Below are 21,201 nucleotides of genomic sequence, written 5' to 3' on the forward strand. Positions count from 1 at the left end.
TGCTGCGAGATGAAGAGGTTACTGCCAGTTGCCGTTGCGGATAACGCCGACAGCCAGGCCTTCAATAGTGAAACTTTGCTGGCGTAAATCCACCACGATTGGGGTAAATTCGCTGTTTTCAGGCAGCAGTTCGACGACGTTACCCTGTTTTTTCAGACGCTTCACGGTAACTTCATCGTCAATGCGGGCCACAACAACCTGGCCATTGCGCACATCCTGAGTTTTATGTACCGCAAGCAGGTCGCCATCCAGTATACCGATGTCTTTCATGGACATTCCGCTTACGCGCAGCAGAAAATCGGCATTCGGCTTAAACATTGCCGGATCGACCTGGTAGTGGCCTTCGATGTGCTGCTGTGCGAGCAGTGGTTCACCTGCTGCGACGCGGCCGACAAGCGGCAGGCCGCTTTCTTCTTCCGTCAGCAGACGAATACCGCGGGAGGCACCGGAAACGATCTCGATTGCGCCTTTACGCGCCAGCGCTTTCAGGTGTTCTTCCGCCGCGTTTGGGGAACGAAACCCCAAGCGCTGAGCAATCTCCGCACGCGTCGGCGGCATGCCCGTCTGGCTGATATGATCCCGAATGAGATCAAACACCTCTCGCTGCCTGGTCGTTAACGCTTTCATTCCGCCCCCTGGGTGTATATACAGTTATGCTGTGAGTATATACAGCTAACGGTGATTTTGGAACCACATTTCACACAAAAATCAGGAGTTTCTTTCTGTTTTGCGAGCCGCTATGGCATGGCTTAGCGGTAGTTTGACCACAACAGCGTTCCCCATGTGATCAACGCGATAATAATTGCCAACAGGACCGCCGCAGAGCCCATATCTTTCGCGCGGCCAGACAACTCATGATGTTCAGGGCCAATACGGTCAACGACCGCTTCAATCGCGCTGTTGATAATTTCAACTATCATCACTATCAGGACCGAGCCAATCAGCAAAACGCGCGTGATGGCATCGACATCCAGCCAGCAGGCTATCACCACGGCAATAATGGCAGCTATGCCTTCCTGACGAAATGCGGCCTCATTGATCCACGCCGCACGGAATCCTTTCCAGGAATACCCCGCGGCTTTAACGATTCGGGTTAACCCAGTGGTATTATTGGCCATCAAACAAACCTTTTTATGTAAATGACGTCAATGAGTGTACGCGTTTGCCGCGTTACAACGGAAATTTTGCGCACTTTCTGTTATTCTTGCGGCGCATTTGCATGATTAACCAGAGGCTTCACATCGTCTATGTCTGGCTGGCAACGAATTTACTATAAATTACTGAATTTACCATTAAGGGCACTGGTAAAAAGCAAGTCAATTCCGGCACAACCTGCTCAGGAATTGGGCCTGGATACCTCACGTCCCATCATGTACGTCCTGCCCTACAATTCGAAGGCGGACCTGCTGACGCTTCGCGCTCAATGTCTGGAACATGAATTACCGGACCCGCTTGAGCCGCTGGAGATCGATGGTACCCTGCTTCCACGCTACGTGTTTATTCATGGCGGCCCGCGTGTTTTCACCTACTACACGCCGAAAGAAGAATCCATCAAGCTGTTCCATGATTATCTGGATCTGCACCGCAATCATCCCGACCTTGACGTGCAGATGGTGCCGGTTTCGGTGATGTTTGGTCGTGCTCCAGGGCGTGAAAAAGGCGAAGTGAACCCGCCGCTGCGTATGCTAAACGGCATTCAAAAATTCTTCGCCGTTCTGTGGTTGGGTCGCGACAGCTTTGTGCGTTTCTCGCCTTCGGTCTCTCTGCGCAAAATGGCAGACGAGCACGGTACCGATAAAATTATCGCCCAAAAGCTGGCCCGCGTGGCGCGTATGCACTTCGCCCGCCAGCGCCTGGCGGCCGTCGGTCCGCGTCTGCCCGCACGACAGGATCTGTTCAACAAGCTGCTGGCGTCAAAAGCCATTGCCCGCGCTGTAGAAGACGAAGCGCGTAGCAAGAAAATTTCCCACGAGAAGGCCCAGCAAAACGCCATCGCCTTGATGGAAGAGATCGCCGCAAACTTCTCTTATGAAATGATTCGCCTGACCGACCGCGTACTGGGCTTCACCTGGAACCGACTGTATCAGGGCATTAACGTCCATAACGCCGAGCGCGTACGCCAGCTGGCACATGAAGGCCACGAGATAGTCTACGTCCCGTGCCACCGCAGCCATATGGACTATCTGCTGCTCTCTTACGTCATCTATCACCAGGGACTGGTGCCGCCGCATATCGCCGCCGGTATCAACCTGAACTTCTGGCCTGCCGGGCCAATTTTCCGTCGTGGCGGCGCGTTCTTTATTCGCCGCACCTTCAAAGGGAATAAGCTCTATTCAACGGTGTTCCGCGAATATCTGGGCGAGCTGTTCAGCCGCGGCTACTCGGTGGAGTACTTCGTTGAGGGCGGTCGTTCACGTACCGGACGCCTACTGGACCCAAAAACAGGCACCCTGTCGATGACGATCCAGGCGATGCTGCGCGGCGGTACCCGCCCTATCACCCTGGTGCCGATTTATATCGGCTACGAGCACGTGATGGAAGTCGGTACCTACGCCAAAGAGCTGCGCGGGGCGACGAAAGAGAAAGAGAGCCTGCCACAGATGTTGAAAGGCCTCAGCAAACTGCGCAACCTCGGCCAGGGCTACGTCAACTTCGGCGAACCGCTGCCGTTGATGACCTATCTCAACCAGCATGTCCCTGACTGGCGCGAGGCTATCGATCCTATCGAAGCGGTCCGCCCGTCATGGTTGACGCCGACGGTGAACAACATCGCCTCCGATCTGATGGTGCGTATCAACAACGCCGGCGCGGCAAACGCCATGAACCTGTGCTGTACCGCGCTGCTGGCCTCTCGTCAGCGTTCTCTGACTCGCGAGCAGCTCACCGAACAGCTGGAGTGCTATCTCGCCCTGCTGCGCAACGTGCCTTATTCGCCGGATGCCACAACACCTGAGGCCTCAGCCAGCGAGCTTATCGACCACGCGCTACAGATGAACAAGTTCGAAGTCGAGAAAGACACCATTGGCGATATCATCATTCTGCCGCGCGAGCAGGCAGTGTTGATGACCTATTATCGCAACAACATCGCCCACATGCTGGTGATGCCGTCGCTGTTAGCCGCCATTGTGACCCAGCATCGTCGCATTACCCGCGCCGAAATATTGCGTCATGTCGAGATGTTCTATCCATTCCTGAAGGCTGAGCTGTTCCTGCGTTGGGAGAAAGCCGAGCTGAGGGGGGTCGTCGATGCGCTGATTGCTGAGATGCAGCGTCAGGGACTGATCGCCCTGAACGAAGACGAAGTGAGCGTCAATCCGTCGCACGCCCGCTCTCTGCAACTGCTGGCCGCTGGCGCACGTGAAACGCTGCAACGTTATGCCATCACCTTCTGGCTGCTGAGTGCCAACCCGTCCATGAACCGCAGTTCGCTGGAGAAAGAGAGCCGCACCGTGGCTCAGCGTCTGTCCGTGCTGCACGGTATTAACGCGCCGGAGTTCTTCGATAAGGCGGTGTTCAGTACTCTGGTGTTGACCCTGCGTGACGCAGGCTATATCAGCGATACCGGGGATGCCGAGCCGGAAGAGACATTAAAGATCTACCGCATGCTGGCAGACCTGATTACTTCTGATGTGCGTCTAACGATTGAAAGCGTTACTCAGGATGAAGCGTAAAGTTTGAAGAGCGATCCCGGCTTGCGCTACGCTTAGCCGGGCTACCAGACTGTTTGTCGCCCGGCTAAGGCGTTTACGCCGCAAGCCGGGTAAACCACAAAACTACTGCATATACCCCATCGCCAGGCCAAGAAACAGCACCAGCCCCACATAGTTATTGTTTAAAAACGCCTTAAAGCAGTCATCGCGTTCACGTCTAAATATCAGCTTCTGCTGCCAGACAAACAGCGCTGCGGCGATAAGCAATGACCAGTAATACTCCCAACCCAGACCGTTCAGCCAGCCTATTGCCGCCATCAAGGCCAGCACCGCGACCTGTAAGATGCCGATGATGAGACGATCGTTATCGCCAAACAGAATCGCCGTCGATTTAATACCGATTTTCACGTCGTCATCGCGATCGACCATCGCATACTGGGTATCGTAGGCCACCGCCCACAGGATATTGGCGAGAAACATCAGCCAGCAACTCAGCGGCAGAGATTCGCTCACCGCCGAAAATGCCATTGGAATCGACCAGCCAAACGCCGCTCCCAGCACCACCTGAGGCAGGTGAGTGTAGCGTTTCATAAATGGATAAACCCACGCCAGCGCCAGCGCGGCGACCGACAGCAAAATAGTCATGGTGTTTAAGGTCAACACCAGAAGAAACGAGAACAGCACCAGCACAATAAACAGCGTTCTCGCCTCTTTTTCGGTGACGTCGCCGCTTGGCAGCGGGCGGCGGGCGGTGCGCTTAACGTGGCCGTCAAACTTACGATCTGCATAGTCATTCACTACGCAACCGGCAGCGCGCATCAGCCAGACGCCCGCGACAAAAACGGCGAGGATCCACAGCGGTGGTATCCCCGGCGTTGCTACCCACAGCGCCCACAGCGTCGGCCACAACAGCAGCAGCGCGCCAATCGGTTTGTCAGTCCGCATCAGGCGGTGAAACGCCAACAGCTTGTTCTGCGTCAGACTCCACTCCATTTTCTCTTCCTCTTAATACAACGGCGATGCAGGCAGAAACAGTTCTGTCAGCAGCAGCGGTTTGCCACTCAGCCGGAGGCGGGAACGACGCCCCCAAAGCTCTGCATGACGACCAATTTCAATAAAGTCACGGGTTAGCGTAGATGACGTAAACAGATAGCGGCCCAGAGGCGTCTGCCCAAGCTGTTGCAGCGCCAATTCCGGACCATTGAGCGTCGACTCCGGCACGATAGTGCGACCAGCCAGCCAGGGTTCATCATCGGCGCAAAGGATAATTTCCCGCAGCCAGTAGCGCGGTTCATCCGCGAGCAGGGTCTCTTCACCCGCCAGCGCTTCGCGTCCAACAAAACCTTCGTTTACCATGATAACGCTGACTTTTTTCCCCTGTTGCTCAAAACGTTTGGTCATTGAGTCTTCAAGCAATAACCAATCGCGCAGATGCGCATCCATCGGGGGCTGAGTGGCAAAATAACGCAGCGCACGCAGTTGCGTCAGCGCAGGATGTGACATGCCTGATTCTCCGGAACATAACGAGAAACTATTGTATCGCAGAATGGGTCGATGGGGGCGGGCAAACGTCAATATACGATCATCCGCGCAACAGCCATGCAACAGCGGCCATCGCGCGATAAAAAAAGGTGCGCCCAGGCGGACGCACCTAAAGGCTGTGCCTAAACATCAGCATTGTGGGGAGACGATCACCCCTTGCCTTTTACACTGCTGATAAAGGTGGAACGAGCAGATTTCGAGCCAAGACGTTCAGCTTCGTTCATCAATTTCAGAGCTTTGTCGATATCGCCTTTAGCGACCGCCTGCTTAATGCCGTTGTTGAAGTAGGTTTCGGTGTCATCAAGCATCGGCTCGCTTTTCGCCGCCGGGGCTGGGGCGGCTACCGGTGCAGCAACAGGTGCCGCCGTATTACCGACGGTTACAGGGCCTGGACCGGACGAACCAAACAGTGGGCCGACCAACACGCTAGAGCCGCTATTGGTTTTCACTTTTAGCTTCAGCACGCCATCGGTGGTGTGCCTGGCAATCGGGTCTGGAATATCCGGGATCGCATTGCCTGCGCCTTTAGCGTAAGCCTTCGCCGGATCCATCAACGTTGTGGTTTGCTGTAAATCTTTTTCCGTTGTAAAGACCAGCACGTAAAGCTTCTGCTGTCCTAATGCCGGAGTCAGGCGCATCACGCCCTCAAGCCGATCTGCGGTCATCACGCCAGGCTGCTGATAGGTAAAGTAGCTACTGGGGAAGAACGCGGATGGCGTCATATTCTGGTCAAGAATCAGTACGTTCGGGGCAAAAATTTGTTTTTGCTTATTTACTTCGCTAGTGAGCGTCAGAGTCAGCTCGCCAATATTCGCCGGAACGCTCCAGGCGGCAACCGGGCCAGAGATACCAGCAACATCTAAACGTTGCCCGCCGGTGAGTAAATCAACGGACTGCGTCTTAGATTGATCAACTGGAGTCCAGATTAATTGCTGCAGGGCAGCGCCAGGTATGGAGGGGGCTGCGCTGGTGTTTTGTGGTACGAAGTTGACATCGGCAAGGCTAATCCCCGGCACGCATGCCAACATCCCTGCAGATAAACACAGGGCGACGAGAGTTTTCTTCATTTTCATTGTTCTCACCTCGGATAGCATAGATTTAGCGGTAGCCAGGCAATAGCGCGCTAATTCTGAATAATCAGGAGGGGCATAAGCCCCTCCGTGTTACGACATAATGACTACTGAATTACCACCAAACTTCCATCTGCGCGCCGAAGGTAACTTCGCTATCGCTACCGCGGCTGTTAGTCAGGAGACCATTACCGCTGCTGTCTTTAGTCTGCAGACCGGAGGTGTTGCTGTTACCCCAGTTTTCATCCCATTTCGCGTAGGTGGCGAAAATACGGATTGCCGGACGGGACCAGACGCTGTTACCTGCCTGCCATTGCTGGGCCAGAGTAATTTTGTACTGGTTGTTGTTTTCGCTGGTACGCTGGGATTTCACGTTGTCGTAACCGACTTCCAACTGGGTGCTCATGATCGGCGTCCATTTGTACATCGGACGAACACCGACAGTGTACCAGGTAGAACCGTTGTTGCTGTCCAGATCCACATCCTGGTACATCGCAACGTACATCAGGCCCCAGTCATCGTTGAAGTCCATCGCGCCGTGATCCAGAACGCGGATCATGCTGCCGTTGTTATCAATGCTGGTACCCTGAGAGTGGCCGCTGTTCCAGGAAGTCATCGAGTCGGTCGCATACTGAACAACAAACTTGTTGAAGCCGCCCCAGATAGACTGAGTATGTTCACCAGTGAACATCCAGCCATCTTTCGATGCGCCATCAGCCAGACGGTAGTCATCCTGCGGGTTAGCACGGCCATAGTCCACGCCTAACTCCAGTACGCCGCCTGGGTTAATTTCCATACCGGCCAGACGCACGTCGAAGACGTCATTCGCGGTTTTAGAAGCATATTTCTTGGTGTCATCGCTGGAGAAAGTGTAAGAACCGCCGCTTTCAGAGTTACGGGTTGCTGCCAGAGAGAGTTTACCGAAGCCAACATCCACGTTTTCCAGGCCTGCGCCAGGACCGGAGATATCCCAGTAGTAGAAGTCGATCATGTGAACGTCATGACGCTGGTAGAAGCGCTTACCGGCCCACAGGGTAGAACCCGGTAACCAGTCAATCAGGTTTTTACCCTGGATGTTAGCTTCACGGAATGCAGGAGAGGTACTTTCCCAGTCATCCTGTTGGTCTACGGAATACGCGACGTTAGTATCGAAATAAAAACTCTTGTCACCCTCTTTCCATAATTCCTGGCCCAGCTTCAGTTCCGCATAGGTTTCACATTCGTTACCGAGACGGTATTTACTTTGAGCACCTGTTGCTTTGAAACATTCCTGTGAACCACCGCTACCGGTCCAGCCGATACCAGAACGAGCATAGCCATGGAAATCAACGGCCAGCGCCTGAGCAGACATAACGCCTGCTGCAACGGCGATCGCCAGTGGAAGTTTGCGCAGAGTAATCATCATTCTATCTCCTGAGATCATTGCTTTTCTTAGAACGTTTCGCCTGTTGTTGCGCCTGTTTTGCGGCGCTCCAGGGTGCACGTTTTTTTAATGGGAAGCCTTACACGCCCGGCTCTTTATGCAGCCGACGACAAGCGGTGCCATCCTCACGGAATAAATGGCAACGCTCCGGCGGCAAGCCGATGGCGAATGTGGCTCCCTCTTCGACCAGCACCACGTCGTTCTGGCGGTAAACCAGGTTTTGACGGATGGCGGGGATCTGGATATGAATTTGTGTTTCGTTACCAAGCTGTTCCACCACCTGAATCACACCTTCGAGGGTGACGTCGGCGATATCGCTGGGCAGCAGATGTTCCGGGCGAATCCCTAAGGACATATTCGCGCCGACCTGAACGCGGGCGCTGTCCACCGGCAGCCAGATTTGCTGGCGGTTCGGCAGTTCCACCTGCACCTGTTCAATAGCGGTGGCGGTAACTTTGACCGGCAGGAAGTTCATCTTCGGCGAGCCAATAAAGCCCGCGACGAAGCGATCCGCCGGGTAGTGATAAAGCTCAAGCGGTTTCCCGACCTGTGCGACGCGACCGGCATCCAGCACCACAATCTTGTCGGCAAGGGTCATGGCTTCAACCTGGTCGTGGGTCACGTAAATCATCGTGCGGCCAAGGCGCTTATGCAGACGGGAAATCTCGATACGCATCTGTACGCGCAGCGCGGCATCAAGGTTAGAGAGAGGTTCATCAAGCAGGAAAACGCGCGGTTCGGCTACCAGGGTACGGCCAATCGCCACACGCTGACGCTGACCGCCGGAAAGCGCTTTTGGTTTACGCTCCAGCAGATGAGCCAGTTGCAGGACTTCTGCCACCTGGGTGACGCGTTGATTAATCAGGTCTTTTTTAGCACCGGCCAGCTTCAGGCCGAAAGACATGTTTTCCGCGACGGAAAGGTGGGGGTAAAGCGCATAAGACTGAAACACCATCCCGATACCGCGTTCGGCGGGCGGGACATCGTTCATTCGGGTATCGCCAATCATAAGATCGCCGCTGGTCACCGTTTCCAGCCCGGCAATCATACGCAGCAGGGTGGATTTGCCGCAGCCCGATGGCCCAACAAACACGACGAACTCCCCATCCTGGATCTCGAGATTGATATCTTTCGATACCACCACGTCACCCCAGGCTTTCGTTACATTTCGCAGTTGTACGCTCGCCATGCCCTTCTCCCTTCGTTACAACCTGTCACTTAACGACACATTCAAGATGGGCTGACTATGCGGCATTCATAGATACGGTAAATCCTCCACCCCCGGCTTTTTTATGGGGGAGGAGACGGGAGGATGAGAGATGACGTCTCGCCTCCAGGGGGGACGGGCTGATAGCGATTTCGTGATGCAGGCTACAAAAATGGCCTCATTTTTATGTGCTCCAGAGCTCATAACCGGCATTTCTGCAATGGAGATCACACAAACGAGGGATGGGGCGTAGACATAGGGAGGATGGAAAGAGGTTGTTAACAAAGGAAACTCATCACTGTTAAGCCATCCAAGTGTATCCACGAGCACATCACCAAATAGGACGGGTATATGAAAATCAAAACTGGCGCTCGCATCCTCGCGCTGTCTGCATTGACCACGATGATGTTTTCCGCCTCTGCCCTCGCGAAAATAGAAGAAGGTAAGCTGGTTATCTGGATTAACGGCGACAAAGGCTACAACGGCCTCGCTGAAGTCGGTAAAAAGTTCGAAAAAGACACTGGCATTAAAGTTTCCATCGAACACCCTGACAAGCTGGAAGAGAAATTCCCGCAGGTTGCTGCAACCGGCGACGGCCCGGACATCATCTTCTGGGCCCATGACCGTTTCGGTGGCTATGCCCAATCTGGTCTGCTGGCAGAAATCACCCCGGACAAAGCCTTCCAGGACAAACTCTATCCGTTCACCTGGGACGCCGTACGCTATAACGGCAAGCTGATTGCCTACCCGGTCGCAGTAGAAGCGCTGTCGCTGATTTACAACAAAGACCTGGTACCAAACCCGCCGAAAACCTGGGAAGAGATCCCTGCGCTGGATAAAGAACTGAAAGCGAAAGGTAAGAGCGCGCTGATGTTCAACCTGCAAGAACCGTACTTCACCTGGCCGCTGATTGCTGCTGACGGCGGTTACGCGTTCAAATTTGAAAACGGCAAATATGACGTGAAAAACGTCGGCGTTGATAGCGCTGGCGCGAAAGCGGGCCTGACCTTCCTGGTTGACCTTATCAAGAACAAACACATGAACGCCGATACCGATTACTCCATCGCGGAAGCGGCATTCAACAAAGGCGATACCGCGATGACCATCAACGGTCCGTGGGCATGGTCTAACATTGATAAGAGCAAGGTTAACTACGGCGTTACCCTGCTGCCAACCTTTAAAGGCAACGCGTCCAAACCGTTCGTTGGTGTTCTGAGCGCCGGTATTAACGCCGCCAGCCCGAACAAAGAACTGGCGAAAGAGTTCCTCGAAAACTACCTGATGACCGACCAGGGTCTGGATGAAGTGAACAAAGACAAACCGCTGGGTGCCGTCGCGCTGAAATCCTTCCAGGAGAAACTGGAAAAAGATCCGCGTATCGCCGCCACCATGGCGAACGCCCAGAAAGGCGAAATCATGCCGAACATCCCGCAGATGTCCGCTTTCTGGTATGCCGTACGTACCGCAGTTATCAACGCAGCTAGCGGCCGTCAGACCGTCGATGCCGCGCTGAAAGATGCACAGGCTCGTATCACCAAGTAATACGGTTTCCCTTATTTCTTAGGAAGTAAGGTTTATTGAATACGTTGTTACACGAAATCATTCGCGCTACATCGAGGCGACAAGGATGCAAATCCCCAGGAGCTTACATCAGTAAGTGACTGGGGTGCGCATCCGCAGCCAACAAAGAGGTAGCGCGAAGGATAAAGTGTAAAGAGGATGATCCCCATGGATGTCGTGAAAAAGAAACACTGGTGGCAAAGCCCGCAGCTCACATGGTCTGTGATCGGCTTGCTGTGCCTGCTGGTGGGTTACCTTGTTGTTTTGATGTACGCCCAGGGGGAGTACCTGTTTGCCATCATGACGCTGATTTTAAGCTCGGTTGGCCTGTATATTTTTTCCAATCGCAAGGCCTATGCCTGGCGCTATGTTTATCCGGGTGTTGCCGGGATGGGACTGTTCGTTCTGTTCCCGTTGATCTGCACCATCGCTATCGCTTTTACCAACTACAGCAGCACCAACCAGCTGACCTTCGAACGCGCTCAGCAAGTGCTGATGGACCGCTCTTTCCAGGCGGGTAAATCCTACAACTTCGCACTCTACCCGGCTGGAGATGAGTGGAAGCTGGCGCTGACCGATGGTGAGAGCGGCAAAAACTATCTTTCCGACGCCTTTAAATTCGGCGGCGAGCAGAAGCTGGCCCTAAAAGAGGCTGACGCTCTGCCGGAAGGCGAGCGCGCCAACCTGCGCATCATCACGCAAAACCGTACCGCCCTGAACCAGTTGACCGCCATACTGCCGGACGAAAGCAAAGTCATTATGAGCTCTCTGCGTCAGTTCTCCGGAACCCAGCCGCTGTACGCATTGGCTAATGACGGCACGCTGACCAACAACCAGAGCGGCGTGAAATATCGCCCGAACGCTGACGTTGGCTTCTACCAGGCCATTAACGCCGACGGCAGTTGGGGCAGCGAGAAGCTGAGCCCGGGCTACACCGTGACCATCGGCTGGGATAACTTCACCCGCGTGTTCCAGGATGAGGGTATCCAGAAACCGTTCTTCGCAATCTTCGTCTGGACGGTGGTTTTCTCTATCCTGACCGTTATTCTGACCGTTGCGGTCGGCATGGTGCTCGCCTGTCTCGTACAGTGGGAAGCCCTGAAAGGTAAAGCAATTTACCGCGTACTGCTGATTCTGCCTTACGCCGTACCGTCGTTTATCTCGATTCTGATTTTCAAAGGGTTGTTCAACCAGAGCTTTGGTGAGATCAACATGATGCTGAGCGCCCTGTTTGGCATCAAACCCGCCTGGTTCAGCGACCCGACCACCGCCCGCTCCATGATTGTCATTGTGAACACCTGGCTGGGCTATCCGTACATGATGATCCTGTGCATGGGCCTGCTGAAAGCAATTCCTGATGATTTATATGAAGCCTCGGCAATGGACGGCGCAACCCCGTTCCAGAACTTCTTTAAGATTACGTTTCCGCTGCTGATTAAGCCGCTGACGCCGCTGATGATCGCCAGCTTCGCCTTTAACTTTAATAACTTCGTACTGATTCAGCTGTTGACCAACGGCGGGCCGGACCGACTCGGCACCACCACGCCAGCGGGCTATACCGACCTGTTGGTGAGCTACACCTACCGTATCGCCTTCGAAGGCGGCGGCGGCCAGGACTTCGGCCTCGCGGCGGCTATCGCCACGCTGATCTTCCTGTTAGTAGGCGCGCTGGCGATTATTAACCTGAAAGCCACACGTATGAAGTTTGATTAATTGGAATAACCAGGCGTCATTGGCGCGGGCAGTTTGGGCTCGGCCAGCGCGGAAGAACCGGAGCGTACACGTAGTACGTGAGGATTCTGAGCACTGCCCGAGTTCAAAATGGCAAGCAAAATAGCCTGGAGCGGTATCAAGGGGAGTAAAAATATTATGGCTATGGTTCAACCCAAATCTCAGAAGCTGCGCCTGGTGACGACGCATCTCCTGCTACTGATTTTTATCGCGGCGATTATGTTCCCGCTGCTGATGGTCATCGCTATCTCTCTGCGCGAAGGTAACTTCGCCACCGGTAGCCTGATCCCTGAAAGTATCTCCTGGGAGCACTGGCGGCTGGCGTTAGGCTTTAGCGTTGAACACGCTGACGGTCGCGTTACGCCACCGCCCTTCCCGGTCCTGCTGTGGCTGTGGAACTCCATCAAAGTGGCGGGCATTACCGCGATTGGTATCGTCGCGCTCTCGACCACCTGTGCTTATGCTTTTGCTCGTATGCGCTTCCCGGGTAAAGCGACGCTGCTGAAAGGGATGCTGATTTTCCAGATGTTCCCGGCGGTTCTGTCGCTGGTTGCTCTGTATGCCTTGTTTGATCGCCTCGGCCAGTACGTGCCGTTTGTCGGCCTGAATACCCACGGCGGCGTAATCTTCGCCTATATGGGCGGTATCGCGCTGCACGTCTGGACGATTAAAGGGTATTTCGAGACCATTGACGGCTCGCTGGAAGAAGCAGCGGCGCTGGATGGCGCGACCCCATGGCAAGCTTTCCGCCTGGTGCTACTCCCGCTGTCGGTACCGATTCTGGCGGTAGTGTTTATTCTGTCGTTCATCGCCGCGATTACCGAAGTGCCAGTGGCCTCACTGCTGCTGCGCGATGTGAACAGCTACACCCTGGCGGTCGGAATGCAGCAGTATCTCAACCCGCAGAACTATCTGTGGGGCGACTTTGCCGCTGCGGCGGTGCTCTCCGCTATCCCGATTACCGTGGTGTTCCTGCTGGCCCAGCGCTGGTTGGTTAACGGCCTGACGGCAGGCGGAGTGAAAGGTTAAGTTTCATCGTTAGATACTCTAAATAATTCGAGTTGTCGAAAGGCGACAAGCCCGAGAATCCCCAGGAGCATAGATAACTATGTGACTGGGGTGAGCGGGAGTAGTCAACGCATCAACAACTTGAAGTATGACGAGTATACCCGCCCCAAATTTCAGAGGAGGGACGGTGGTTCAGTTGCTGTACGCGTCCCCAACCGGGTACGGCAGCCACCACCCTCAGCTGAAAAAGTAAGGCAAATGCCACTGCTATCCTCAACTGGACCCTACATAAATTATATTTGTGACTGTTGGTCAGCGGCCCTGGAGGCCGCTTTTTTTTATTCGCGTTTCAGGCGGTTGGAGTTACACAGCCAGAGCGTAATCACCAGAATCAGGATCGCGGCAGAGTAAATCAGCACCGCCATCGGCGAGTCATGATCGATAATAATCAGGCGCACGATAGCGGTAATGCCGATATAGACAAAATAGCGTAGCGGGAAGTGAAATCCCGATTCGAAGTACTTCACAATCAGCGCAATAAACTCAAAATAGAGGAAGTAAACCACCAGCCCTTCCACCAGCTTGTACTTGCTGACTGGCTCCGGGGTAAACAGCACGTGCGCCAAATGCAGCGTCTCTTTGCCCAGAAAAACAATCAGAATAATCCCCAGGCACAACAGGCCAAGATTCAAAACGGTTTGCATTGCGGTTGCGATAAAACTCACCAACGGACGATAAACCGGCGGCATAGATACACCTCATAATCATCATTATTTGTAACCTGTATAACGCAGAAGTGTGATCCAGATCGACATTATTCGTTAACTTTTTGCCACCGCCGGCGTAAATGTAACAATCACTTGCCACACTGACAGGTTAAAAAGGAAACAACCATGTTCAAAATTCGTCTTGCAGGGCCAGAAGATGCAGCCTTGCTCAACGAAATGGGTAATGCCAGCTACCGCCACCACTTTGCTCACCTCTGGCATAACGCCGACGAGATGGAACTCTACCTGCGACAAGAGTATTCCATGACGTCTCTGGAACGCAGCCTGGCCGATACGCAATGCTGCTGGTTAATTGCTGAAGCCGCGCACCCGATTGGCTTTGCTAAATATGCCTGCTGCCAGAATATCAATCCCGATGGCCCGTCCGGCACGTTGCTGCATAAGCTCTACCTGCTGCCTGACGCAACGGGGCATCACTACGGCGAGCAGTTTTTTAACGCTGTTGAGACGCGAGCAAAAGAGGCCGGTGAAAGCTGGCTATGGCTGGAAGTACTCGACGCCAATACCCGCGCCCGTCGTTTCTATGAGCGTCAGGGGATGCGGCACGTTAAAGACGTTGAATTTCATTCCGCCACCCAACAAAGCACATTACATATTCTGGCCAAACAGATCTGAGAGGCAGCATGCATACGCTTCGAGAAACTGCTATTCGCAACGTCACCAGCGGCGAGAACGTAGTGATTTACCAGCCCGCCAACCTCTACGACTGCACGCTTGGCGATAACGTCTTCGTCGGGCCGTTCGTTGAAATTCAGGGCCATACCCGTATCGGCAACAACAGCAAAATTCAATCCCATACCTTTATTTGCGAGTACGTCACCATCGGCGAGCGTTGTTTTATCGGCCACGGGGTGATGTTCGCCAACGATATGTTCCGCGACGGCAAGCCGAATGCTGACCGCGAAAGCTGGGGGAAAATTGTCATTGGCAGCGATGTATCGATTGGCAGCGGCGCGACTATCCTGGCAGTCAGCATCTGCGATGGCGCGGTGATCGGCGCAGGCAGCGTGGTGACGAAATCGATTACCGAGAAAGGTGTGTGGGCGGGAAACCCGGCGAAACTGTTGCGACGGTTAGAATAAAAAAATGCCGACCACGTGGGTCGGCATTGTGCTCGCATTTTTGCCGGGCGGCGGCTAACGCCTTGCACGGCCTACAAAACAATCTACCATCCGCAGGCCCGCTCAGACGTCAGTCTAATTATGCACGCCAGGATTTATAGCGGTTAATCAGACCATTGGTAGAGCTGTCGTGGCTGCTCACTTCGCTGCCATCTTTCAGTTCCGGCAGGATGCGGTTAGCCAGCTGTTTGCCCAGCTCAACGCCCCACTGGTCGAAGGTGAAGATGTTCATAATCACACCCTGAGTGAAGATCTTGTGTTCATACAGGGCAATCAGCGCGCCCAGGCTAAACGGAGTGATTTCACGCAGCAGGATGGAGTTGGTCGGACGGTTGCCTTCGAACACTTTAAACGGCACCACGTGGTCCAGGGTTGCTGGATCTTTACCCTGATCGCGATATTCCTGCTCAACCACTTCGCGGGATTTACCAAACGCCAGCGCTTCAGTCTGCGCGAAGAAGTTAGACAGCAGCTTCGGATGGTGATCGGACAGCGGGTTGTGGGTAACCGCCGGGGCGATAAAGTCGCAAGGCACCATTTTGGTCCCCTGGTGAATCAGCTGGTAGAACGCATGCTGACCGTTAGTACCCGGCTCGCCCCAGATGATTGGGCCAGTCTGGTAATCCACGGCGTTGCCGTTACGGTCAACGTATTTACCGTTGGATTCCATGTTGCCCTGCTGGAAGTAAGCGGCAAAGCGGTGCATATACTGGTCGTACGGCAGAATCGCTTCGGTTTCAGCACCGAAGAAGTTGTTGTACCAGATACCAATCAGCGCCAGCAACACTGGCAGGTTTTTCTCCGGCGCGGTGGTGGAGAAATGTTTGTCCATCGCATGCGCGCCGGACAGCAGCTCAACAAAGTTGTCGAAGCCCACGGACAGGATGATCGACAGACCGATGGCTGACCACAGTGAGTAACGACCGCCGACCCAGTCCCAGAATTCAAACATGTTGGCGGTGTCGATACCGAATTCGCCCACCGCTTTACCGTTGGTAGAGAGCGCGGCAAAGTGTTTCGCCACGTGCTTTTCATCGCCAGCAGTTGCCAGGAACCAATCGCGCGCACTATGGGCGTTGGTCATGGTTTCCTGAGTAGTGAAGGTTTTAGAAGCGACCAGGAACAGGGTGGTTTCCGGGTTCACGCCTTTCAGCACTTCAGCGATGTGGGTGCCATCGACGTTAGACACAAAGTGCATATTCAGATGATTTTTGTACGGGCGCAGCGCTTCGGTCACCATGAACGGGCCAAGGTCGGATCCGCCGATACCGATGTTAACTACGTCGGTAATCGCTTTGCCGGTATAGCCTTTCCAGTTACCGGAGATAATGGCTTCAGAGAAGGATTTCATCTTCTCAAGCACCGCATTCACTTCCGGCATCACATCTTTGCCATCAACCACTATCGGAGTATTGCTACGGTTACGCAGCGCAACGTGCAGTACCGCACGGTCCTCAGTACGGTTAATCTTTTCGCCGGAGAACATGGACTTAATGGCGTCTGCCAGGAAGGTCTCTTTGGCCAGATCCTGCAGTTTTGCCAACGTCTCTTCGGTGATGCGGTTTTTGGAGAAATCCACCAGCATCAGATCGTCGAACGTTGCGGAAAACTTAGTGAAACGGTCGCTATCCTTCGCGAACAGGTCCGCGATGGTAACGTCTTTCATTTCATCAAAGTGTTTTTGTAGTGCCTGCCAGGCAGATGTCTGCGTTGGATTGATGTTTTTCATTAGCAATACTCTTCTGATTTGAGAATTGTGACTGCGGTCGATTGTAGCGCCGGTGGCGGAAAATTGTGATGATTTTTGTGTTATGCCGATGATACGTGTCAGAAATAGGGGCAATTTGGGGCAAAACGTCCCTGATAGTATAGCCATCATAAGGCTTTTTTCTTTCAGCCACTCGTGTATGAAAAATCCGCATAACCCTGACGTTGACATACTTCGCCTGAAGCCTTTATATAACGGCAATACCTATACATCCACGTAGGTATGTTGCTCGCGCATTTCACGCTACAGCGAAAGGGTATTGCAGGGGGGTATAATGACCCGCGTCCCCCCAGGCAAAGTGAAAGACGTCGGTAATTGCCAGAAGAGGTGCGTTGCCCAGGTAACCGTATTGGAGGAGCCAGTCCGGGGAAAATACGTGAGGGGGAGCAGCGCCGAGGTGAATAAGCGTCTGGTTACGCTCATCACCGGCCACAGAGGCTGAATCCTCTGGGTTGTCACCAGAAACGTTCGCAGTCGGGCGTTTCATACTCGCCGAATGGTGCAATGCATCAGGAAGCGGGTCTACAAGGTGGAGCACTTCTGGGTGACATCGTAGTTTGTTTATCGCTCTGCGCCCACCCTGTTTTTCGCTCTTCCCTTGTGCCATGGCTGAATAATTTGGCCTGGCTTATTAAGACATTTTGTTGCAATCCGGATGCGTCCAGCCTTACCAGGATTGGTTGTCAGGAATCGTTTTAATAAGTCAGGCCCCCTGACACGAGGTTGTTATGACAGACTTAGTTATCGCCAAATTTGGCGGCACCAGCGTTGCCGATTTTGATGCCATGAACCGCAGCGTAGACGTCGCGCTGCTGGATGCCAATACCCGCGTGGTCGTGCTTTCCGCTTCCGCGGGCGTGACTAATCTGCTGGTTGCTCTAGCGGATGGGCTGGAACCTGGCGAACGCTTCGAGAAACTCGATGCCATGCGCCAGATCCAGTTCAATATCCTGGAGCGCCTGCGCTATCCGAACGTGATTCGCGACGAGATTGAGCGCCTGCTGGAAAATATTACCGCTCTGGCAGAAGCCGCATCGCTGGCGAGCTCAACCGCATTGACTGATGAGCTGGTCAGTCACGGTGAGCTGATGTCCACCCTACTGTTTGTCGAGATCCTGCGCGAGCGTGGTATCGCAGCCCAGTGGTTTGACGTGCGTAAAATTATGCGCACCAACGATCGCTTTGGCCACGCGGAACCGGATATCGCCGCACTTTCTGAACTCACCCAACAGTTACTGGCTCCACGCCTTGCAGAAGGCCTGGTGATCACTCAGGGCTTTATTGGTAGCGAAGCCAAAGGCCGCACCACCACGCTCGGTCGCGGCGGCAGCGATTATACCGCCGCTCTGCTGGGCGAAGCGCTGCATGCGACTCGCGTTGATATCTGGACCGATGTTCCAGGCATCTATACCACCGACCCACGCGTTGCTCCGGCGGCCAAACGTATTGACGTCATCGCCTTTGAAGAAGCGGCGGAAATGGCGACGTTTGGCGCGAAAGTCCTGCATCCGGCAACGCTGCTTCCCGCCGTGCGTAGCGAGATTCCGGTATTTGTTGGCTCCAGCAAAGAGCCGAAAGCTGGCGGTACGCTGGTATGCAACACGACCGAAAATCCACCGTTGTTCCGCGCGCTGGCACTGCGCCGCAAGCAGACTCTGCTGACCCTGCACAGCCTGAATATGCTGCACTCTCGCGGTTTTCTCGCCGAAGTGTTCGGCATCCTGGCGCGACATAATATCTCCGTGGATCTCATCACCACTTCAGAAGTGAGCGTGGCGCTGACCATGGACACCACCGGTTCCACTTCCGCAGGCGACACCTTGTTAACCCAGGCGCTGCTGACCGAGTTGTCTTCCCTGTGCCGCGTAGAGGTTGAGCAAGATCTGGCGCTGGTCGCGCTAATTGGCAATGATTTGTCGAAAGCGTGCGGCGTCGGTAAAGAGGTGTTTGGCGTACTGGAGCCGTTCAATATTCGTATGATTTGTTACGGCGCATCCAGCCACAACCTGTGTTTCCTCGTACCTGGCGCGGATGCCGAGAAAGTGGTGCAAAAGCTGCATCATAATCTGTTCGAGTAATTGCCAAATAAATGGCCCGGTACATATGTTCCGGGCCATATTTATTTTGCCATCACCGTGGTCATCAGCAGTTTGTCCAGCTCTCTGGCATCACCCGTCCGGCTATCCGGCAGCATCGGCGGAACCTCACCCCTTGCCAGCTCTGACTGAATAAACGCATGCAACAGTGCGCGACGCGGGCCATATTCGGTTTCCCCGGCTCGTTGTTTACGCTCCAGCAACTCGTCTATTTCCTGACGCAAACCCGTTTCCAGTTCGCTCCCCGCCAGCAGTTCAGCAAAGCGCATCGGCGGCACGCCTTTTTCCGCCTCAACCCAGCGAACGGCCAGCAAGGGACGCAGCACGTAGAAGTACTTTTTCAATCGCACTTCGGCACCTTGCAGGTAACCGCGAAAGTTTTTCCGCGCCATCGAGTAGTAGTGCCAACGCGCACGGGCCGGGGAAAACCATCGCGGAACCAGCGCCTTAAGTGCTGATATCGTCGCCGCATCCTGTTGATAAACGACCGGCGAATCCAGCCACTCGATAAGCGTCGGGTTCGCCCCTTTCAGCAGGCCCAGCGCCTTACGCCACTCCCAGCCGCAAACGTCCAGCTCATCATCTATCGGCAATTCAATAACATCCCGCGGTGCCTCTACCCGCAGATACCATTCCGGTGGATGCACATAGAGAAATCGCACGTCATAATCACTATCCGGCGAGGCAAAGCCCCAGCCCCGACTGCCGGACTCGCAGGCGTAGAGCACCTTGACGCCATAGCGTTGCTCCACCTCTTCCAGTTGCCGCCGCACCCGCTGGCGCATGGCGGCATCGACTCCGTTACACGTCATTTTCGTTATCCTTTTATATTCACCAGACCATGCAGCACCTGGTCCAGGCCGCCAAAAACTGAGATTTTATCGATACGCTCCGCGACTCTTTCCAGCGTTTCCAACTCTTTTAAGCGCAGCGCCACCGGGTTGTTTTCCATCACCTTCGCGGTGTTCAACAGCGAGCGGGTGGCAGCGGTCTCTTCACGCCGACGGATCACATTAGCCTGCGCCGACTTTTCCGCCTCGACCAACTGTGACAAAATCGCCTTCATATCGCCCGGCAGCACAATATCTTTCACCCCCAGGGACGCGACTTCGATGCCAAAAGGCGTCATGCGGGATTTCACCTGCGCGCTCACCACTTCATCAATCACCTGCTTATCTTCCAACAGCTCGTCCAGCGTGCGCGTCCCCACTGCTTCACGCAGGGCAAACTGCAGCTCGCGATACAGATGTTCCAGCGGTTTCACCAGTTGGCAATAAGCCTGCAAAACATCGCTGTACCGCCAGTTCGCCGCCAGATTTAAACGCAAGTTCACTTTATCTTTAGTCAGGATCTCCTGGCCGCCGACCTCCAGTACCTGTAAACGGGTATCGACGACTTCGGCTTCGACCAGATGATTAACCTTCCAGTAAGCAGACAGTCCCGGCGGCAGTAACGGCTGGGTCTCGCCATCGATTTTCAGCACCCCAACGTGCCACGCAGGAACCGACACGGTGAGGATCGACTCACGGCCTTTTACCGCGCCGTGACGTCGCGGCTGCAATACAGCATTCATCACCGCTGTCGGAACCTGAACCTGTCGAGTATCCATGCGTATCAGCTTCATATCCTCGCTGGCAGGCCAATACAGACGACGCGTAGAGGGCGGTAAAATTTCCTGCAACACACCGTTTGTATACAGCGCTCCGGTCTCGGTATCTGTCAGATCCGCCGCCAGGCAATAGCGTTCAACCCATACAGGCTGAAACTGACGTAAATACTCCGCCAGCGCTTCCGGCACTTCGCTACCGTCCATGTTGACGATCAGTACTTCAGGGACGTTAAACCACGGCAGGCGGTGCGTACCCGCTTCCAGAACCTGATAGTAGTCGCCCTCACGGGATAAAAGACCCAGTTGACCTTTGCGTATCGTAATTTTCGTCGTCATTTTTTATTCCTTAAAAGTTAATCCGGCGCGGATGCAGGGGCGAAGCCGCAGGGGAATTCCCTTTTGCCTGCGGCCCGGCGTCTTTATCGGCGGCCAGTTTTGGGGATTGCTGACAGCTCAAAGCCCCGTTTTATTTCTATGATTAACAACCAGTTTTCATTTTGGAGATGAAATTGGGAATCGAACCCGTGGTGGTCATTGGCTGACGGAACACTTGCGGAAAACAGCCTCTGCCGTTCCTGAGGTGCCGGCGGGGTTTAACCCCCTGCGTTTTCAGCGTCTTGACGAGAGA

At 54.3% G+C, this 21,201-nt stretch carries 18 protein-coding genes and 1 riboswitch; of the genes, 7 read left to right on the forward strand and 11 right to left on the reverse strand.

Annotation, left to right across the window (positions count from 1 at the left end):
• Nucleotides 1-18: 18 nt before the first annotated feature.
• Both lexA and QVF11_RS21610 read right to left on the reverse strand, forming a co-directional pair.
• Nucleotides 19-627: a transcriptional repressor LexA gene (gene lexA, locus QVF11_RS21605; protein ID WP_112215896.1), complete on the reverse strand. Its 609-nt coding sequence runs from the start codon at nt 625-627 to the stop codon at nt 19-21.
• Nucleotides 628-749: 122 nt separating this feature from the next.
• Complete coding sequence (locus QVF11_RS21610; RefSeq protein WP_112215897.1) at nt 750-1,118, reverse strand: diacylglycerol kinase; 369 nt, start codon at nt 1,116-1,118, stop codon at nt 750-752.
• A gap of 129 nt (nt 1,119-1,247) precedes the next feature.
• On the opposite strand from QVF11_RS21610, the gene plsB reads away from it, so the two are divergent.
• The gene (plsB, locus tag QVF11_RS21615) at nt 1,248-3,671 is read left to right on the forward strand and encodes a glycerol-3-phosphate 1-O-acyltransferase PlsB (protein WP_112215898.1); all 2,424 of its coding nucleotides are present in this window, start codon (nt 1,248-1,250) and stop codon (nt 3,669-3,671) included.
• 102 nt (nt 3,672-3,773) lie between these two features.
• Here plsB and ubiA read toward each other — a convergent pair whose 3' ends face one another.
• The 5 genes from ubiA to malK all read right to left on the reverse strand — a co-directional run bounded on the left by ubiA (nt 3,774) and on the right by malK (nt 8,874).
• A complete protein-coding gene (ubiA, locus tag QVF11_RS21620; RefSeq protein ID WP_287859133.1) occupies nt 3,774-4,643 on the reverse strand; it encodes a 4-hydroxybenzoate octaprenyltransferase in 870 nt (289 codons plus the stop codon).
• 12 nt (nt 4,644-4,655) lie between these two features.
• Nucleotides 4,656-5,153, reverse strand: a complete 498-nt coding sequence (gene ubiC / locus QVF11_RS21625; protein WP_287859136.1) for a chorismate lyase — start codon at nt 5,151-5,153, stop codon at nt 4,656-4,658.
• Between the two features lie 188 nt (nt 5,154-5,341).
• Nucleotides 5,342-6,265 carry a maltose operon protein MalM gene (gene malM / locus QVF11_RS21630; protein ID WP_287859139.1) on the reverse strand — a complete coding sequence of 308 codons (924 nt, stop codon included), beginning with the start codon at nt 6,263-6,265 and terminating at the stop codon, nt 5,342-5,344.
• Nucleotides 6,266-6,377: 112 nt separating this feature from the next.
• Complete coding sequence (locus QVF11_RS21635) at nt 6,378-7,667, reverse strand: maltoporin (protein WP_287859142.1); 1,290 nt, start codon at nt 7,665-7,667, stop codon at nt 6,378-6,380.
• Between the two features lie 97 nt (nt 7,668-7,764).
• Complete coding sequence (gene malK, locus QVF11_RS21640; protein ID WP_110277223.1) at nt 7,765-8,874, reverse strand: maltose/maltodextrin ABC transporter ATP-binding protein MalK; 1,110 nt, start codon at nt 8,872-8,874, stop codon at nt 7,765-7,767.
• Between the two features lie 369 nt (nt 8,875-9,243).
• On the opposite strand from malK, the gene malE reads away from it, so the two are divergent.
• The 3 genes from malE (at nt 9,244) to malG (ending at nt 13,212) form a co-directional block, all read left to right on the forward strand.
• Entirely contained in the window at nt 9,244-10,434 is a 1,191-nt protein-coding gene (gene malE, locus QVF11_RS21645) for a maltose/maltodextrin ABC transporter substrate-binding protein MalE (protein WP_110277224.1), read from the forward strand.
• A gap of 186 nt (nt 10,435-10,620) precedes the next feature.
• Nucleotides 10,621-12,165 (forward strand): maltose ABC transporter permease MalF, encoded by a 1,545-nt coding sequence (gene malF, locus QVF11_RS21650; RefSeq protein WP_287859147.1) that lies wholly within the window; start codon nt 10,621-10,623, stop codon nt 12,163-12,165.
• Nucleotides 12,166-12,321: 156 nt separating this feature from the next.
• Nucleotides 12,322-13,212, forward strand: coding sequence for a maltose ABC transporter permease MalG (gene malG, locus QVF11_RS21655; RefSeq protein ID WP_110277254.1), 891 nt, complete (start codon nt 12,322-12,324; stop codon nt 13,210-13,212).
• A 317-nt stretch (nt 13,213-13,529) separates the two neighbouring features.
• Here the strand turns inward: malG and psiE are convergent, their stop codons facing one another.
• Nucleotides 13,530-13,940, reverse strand: coding sequence for a phosphate-starvation-inducible protein PsiE (gene psiE / locus QVF11_RS21660; RefSeq protein WP_110277227.1), 411 nt, complete (start codon nt 13,938-13,940; stop codon nt 13,530-13,532).
• Between the two features lie 144 nt (nt 13,941-14,084).
• Here psiE and QVF11_RS21665 point away from each other — a divergent pair, with 144 nt between their 5' ends.
• Both QVF11_RS21665 and QVF11_RS21670 read left to right on the forward strand, forming a co-directional pair.
• The gene (locus QVF11_RS21665; RefSeq protein ID WP_287859151.1) at nt 14,085-14,594 is read left to right on the forward strand and encodes a GNAT family N-acetyltransferase; all 510 of its coding nucleotides are present in this window, start codon (nt 14,085-14,087) and stop codon (nt 14,592-14,594) included.
• A gap of 8 nt (nt 14,595-14,602) precedes the next feature.
• Nucleotides 14,603-15,061 carry an acyltransferase gene (locus tag QVF11_RS21670; RefSeq protein WP_287859154.1) on the forward strand — a complete coding sequence of 153 codons (459 nt, stop codon included), beginning with the start codon at nt 14,603-14,605 and terminating at the stop codon, nt 15,059-15,061.
• A gap of 118 nt (nt 15,062-15,179) precedes the next feature.
• Here the strand turns inward: QVF11_RS21670 and pgi are convergent, their stop codons facing one another.
• Entirely contained in the window at nt 15,180-16,829 is a 1,650-nt protein-coding gene (gene pgi / locus QVF11_RS21675; RefSeq protein ID WP_112215904.1) for a glucose-6-phosphate isomerase, read from the reverse strand.
• A gap of 353 nt (nt 16,830-17,182) precedes the next feature.
• A riboswitch (Lysine riboswitch) is annotated at nt 17,183-17,416 on the forward strand.
• A gap of 180 nt (nt 17,417-17,596) precedes the next feature.
• On the opposite strand from pgi, the gene lysC reads away from it, so the two are divergent.
• Nucleotides 17,597-18,946 (forward strand): lysine-sensitive aspartokinase 3, encoded by a 1,350-nt coding sequence (gene lysC, locus QVF11_RS21680; RefSeq protein WP_287859156.1) that lies wholly within the window; start codon nt 17,597-17,599, stop codon nt 18,944-18,946.
• A gap of 41 nt (nt 18,947-18,987) precedes the next feature.
• Here the strand turns inward: lysC and QVF11_RS21685 are convergent, their stop codons facing one another.
• Nucleotides 18,988-19,776, reverse strand: coding sequence for a nucleotidyltransferase domain-containing protein (locus QVF11_RS21685; protein ID WP_287859158.1), 789 nt, complete (start codon nt 19,774-19,776; stop codon nt 18,988-18,990).
• A gap of 5 nt (nt 19,777-19,781) precedes the next feature.
• Nucleotides 19,782-20,909 carry a slipin family protein gene (locus tag QVF11_RS21690; protein ID WP_287859161.1) on the reverse strand — a complete coding sequence of 376 codons (1,128 nt, stop codon included), beginning with the start codon at nt 20,907-20,909 and terminating at the stop codon, nt 19,782-19,784.
• Between the last annotated feature and the right edge of the window lie 292 nt (nt 20,910-21,201).

The sequence above is a fragment of the Klebsiella sp. genome (genome assembly GCF_027492335.1).
Classification (GTDB): Bacteria; Pseudomonadota; Gammaproteobacteria; order Enterobacterales; family Enterobacteriaceae; genus Klebsiella; species Klebsiella huaxiensis.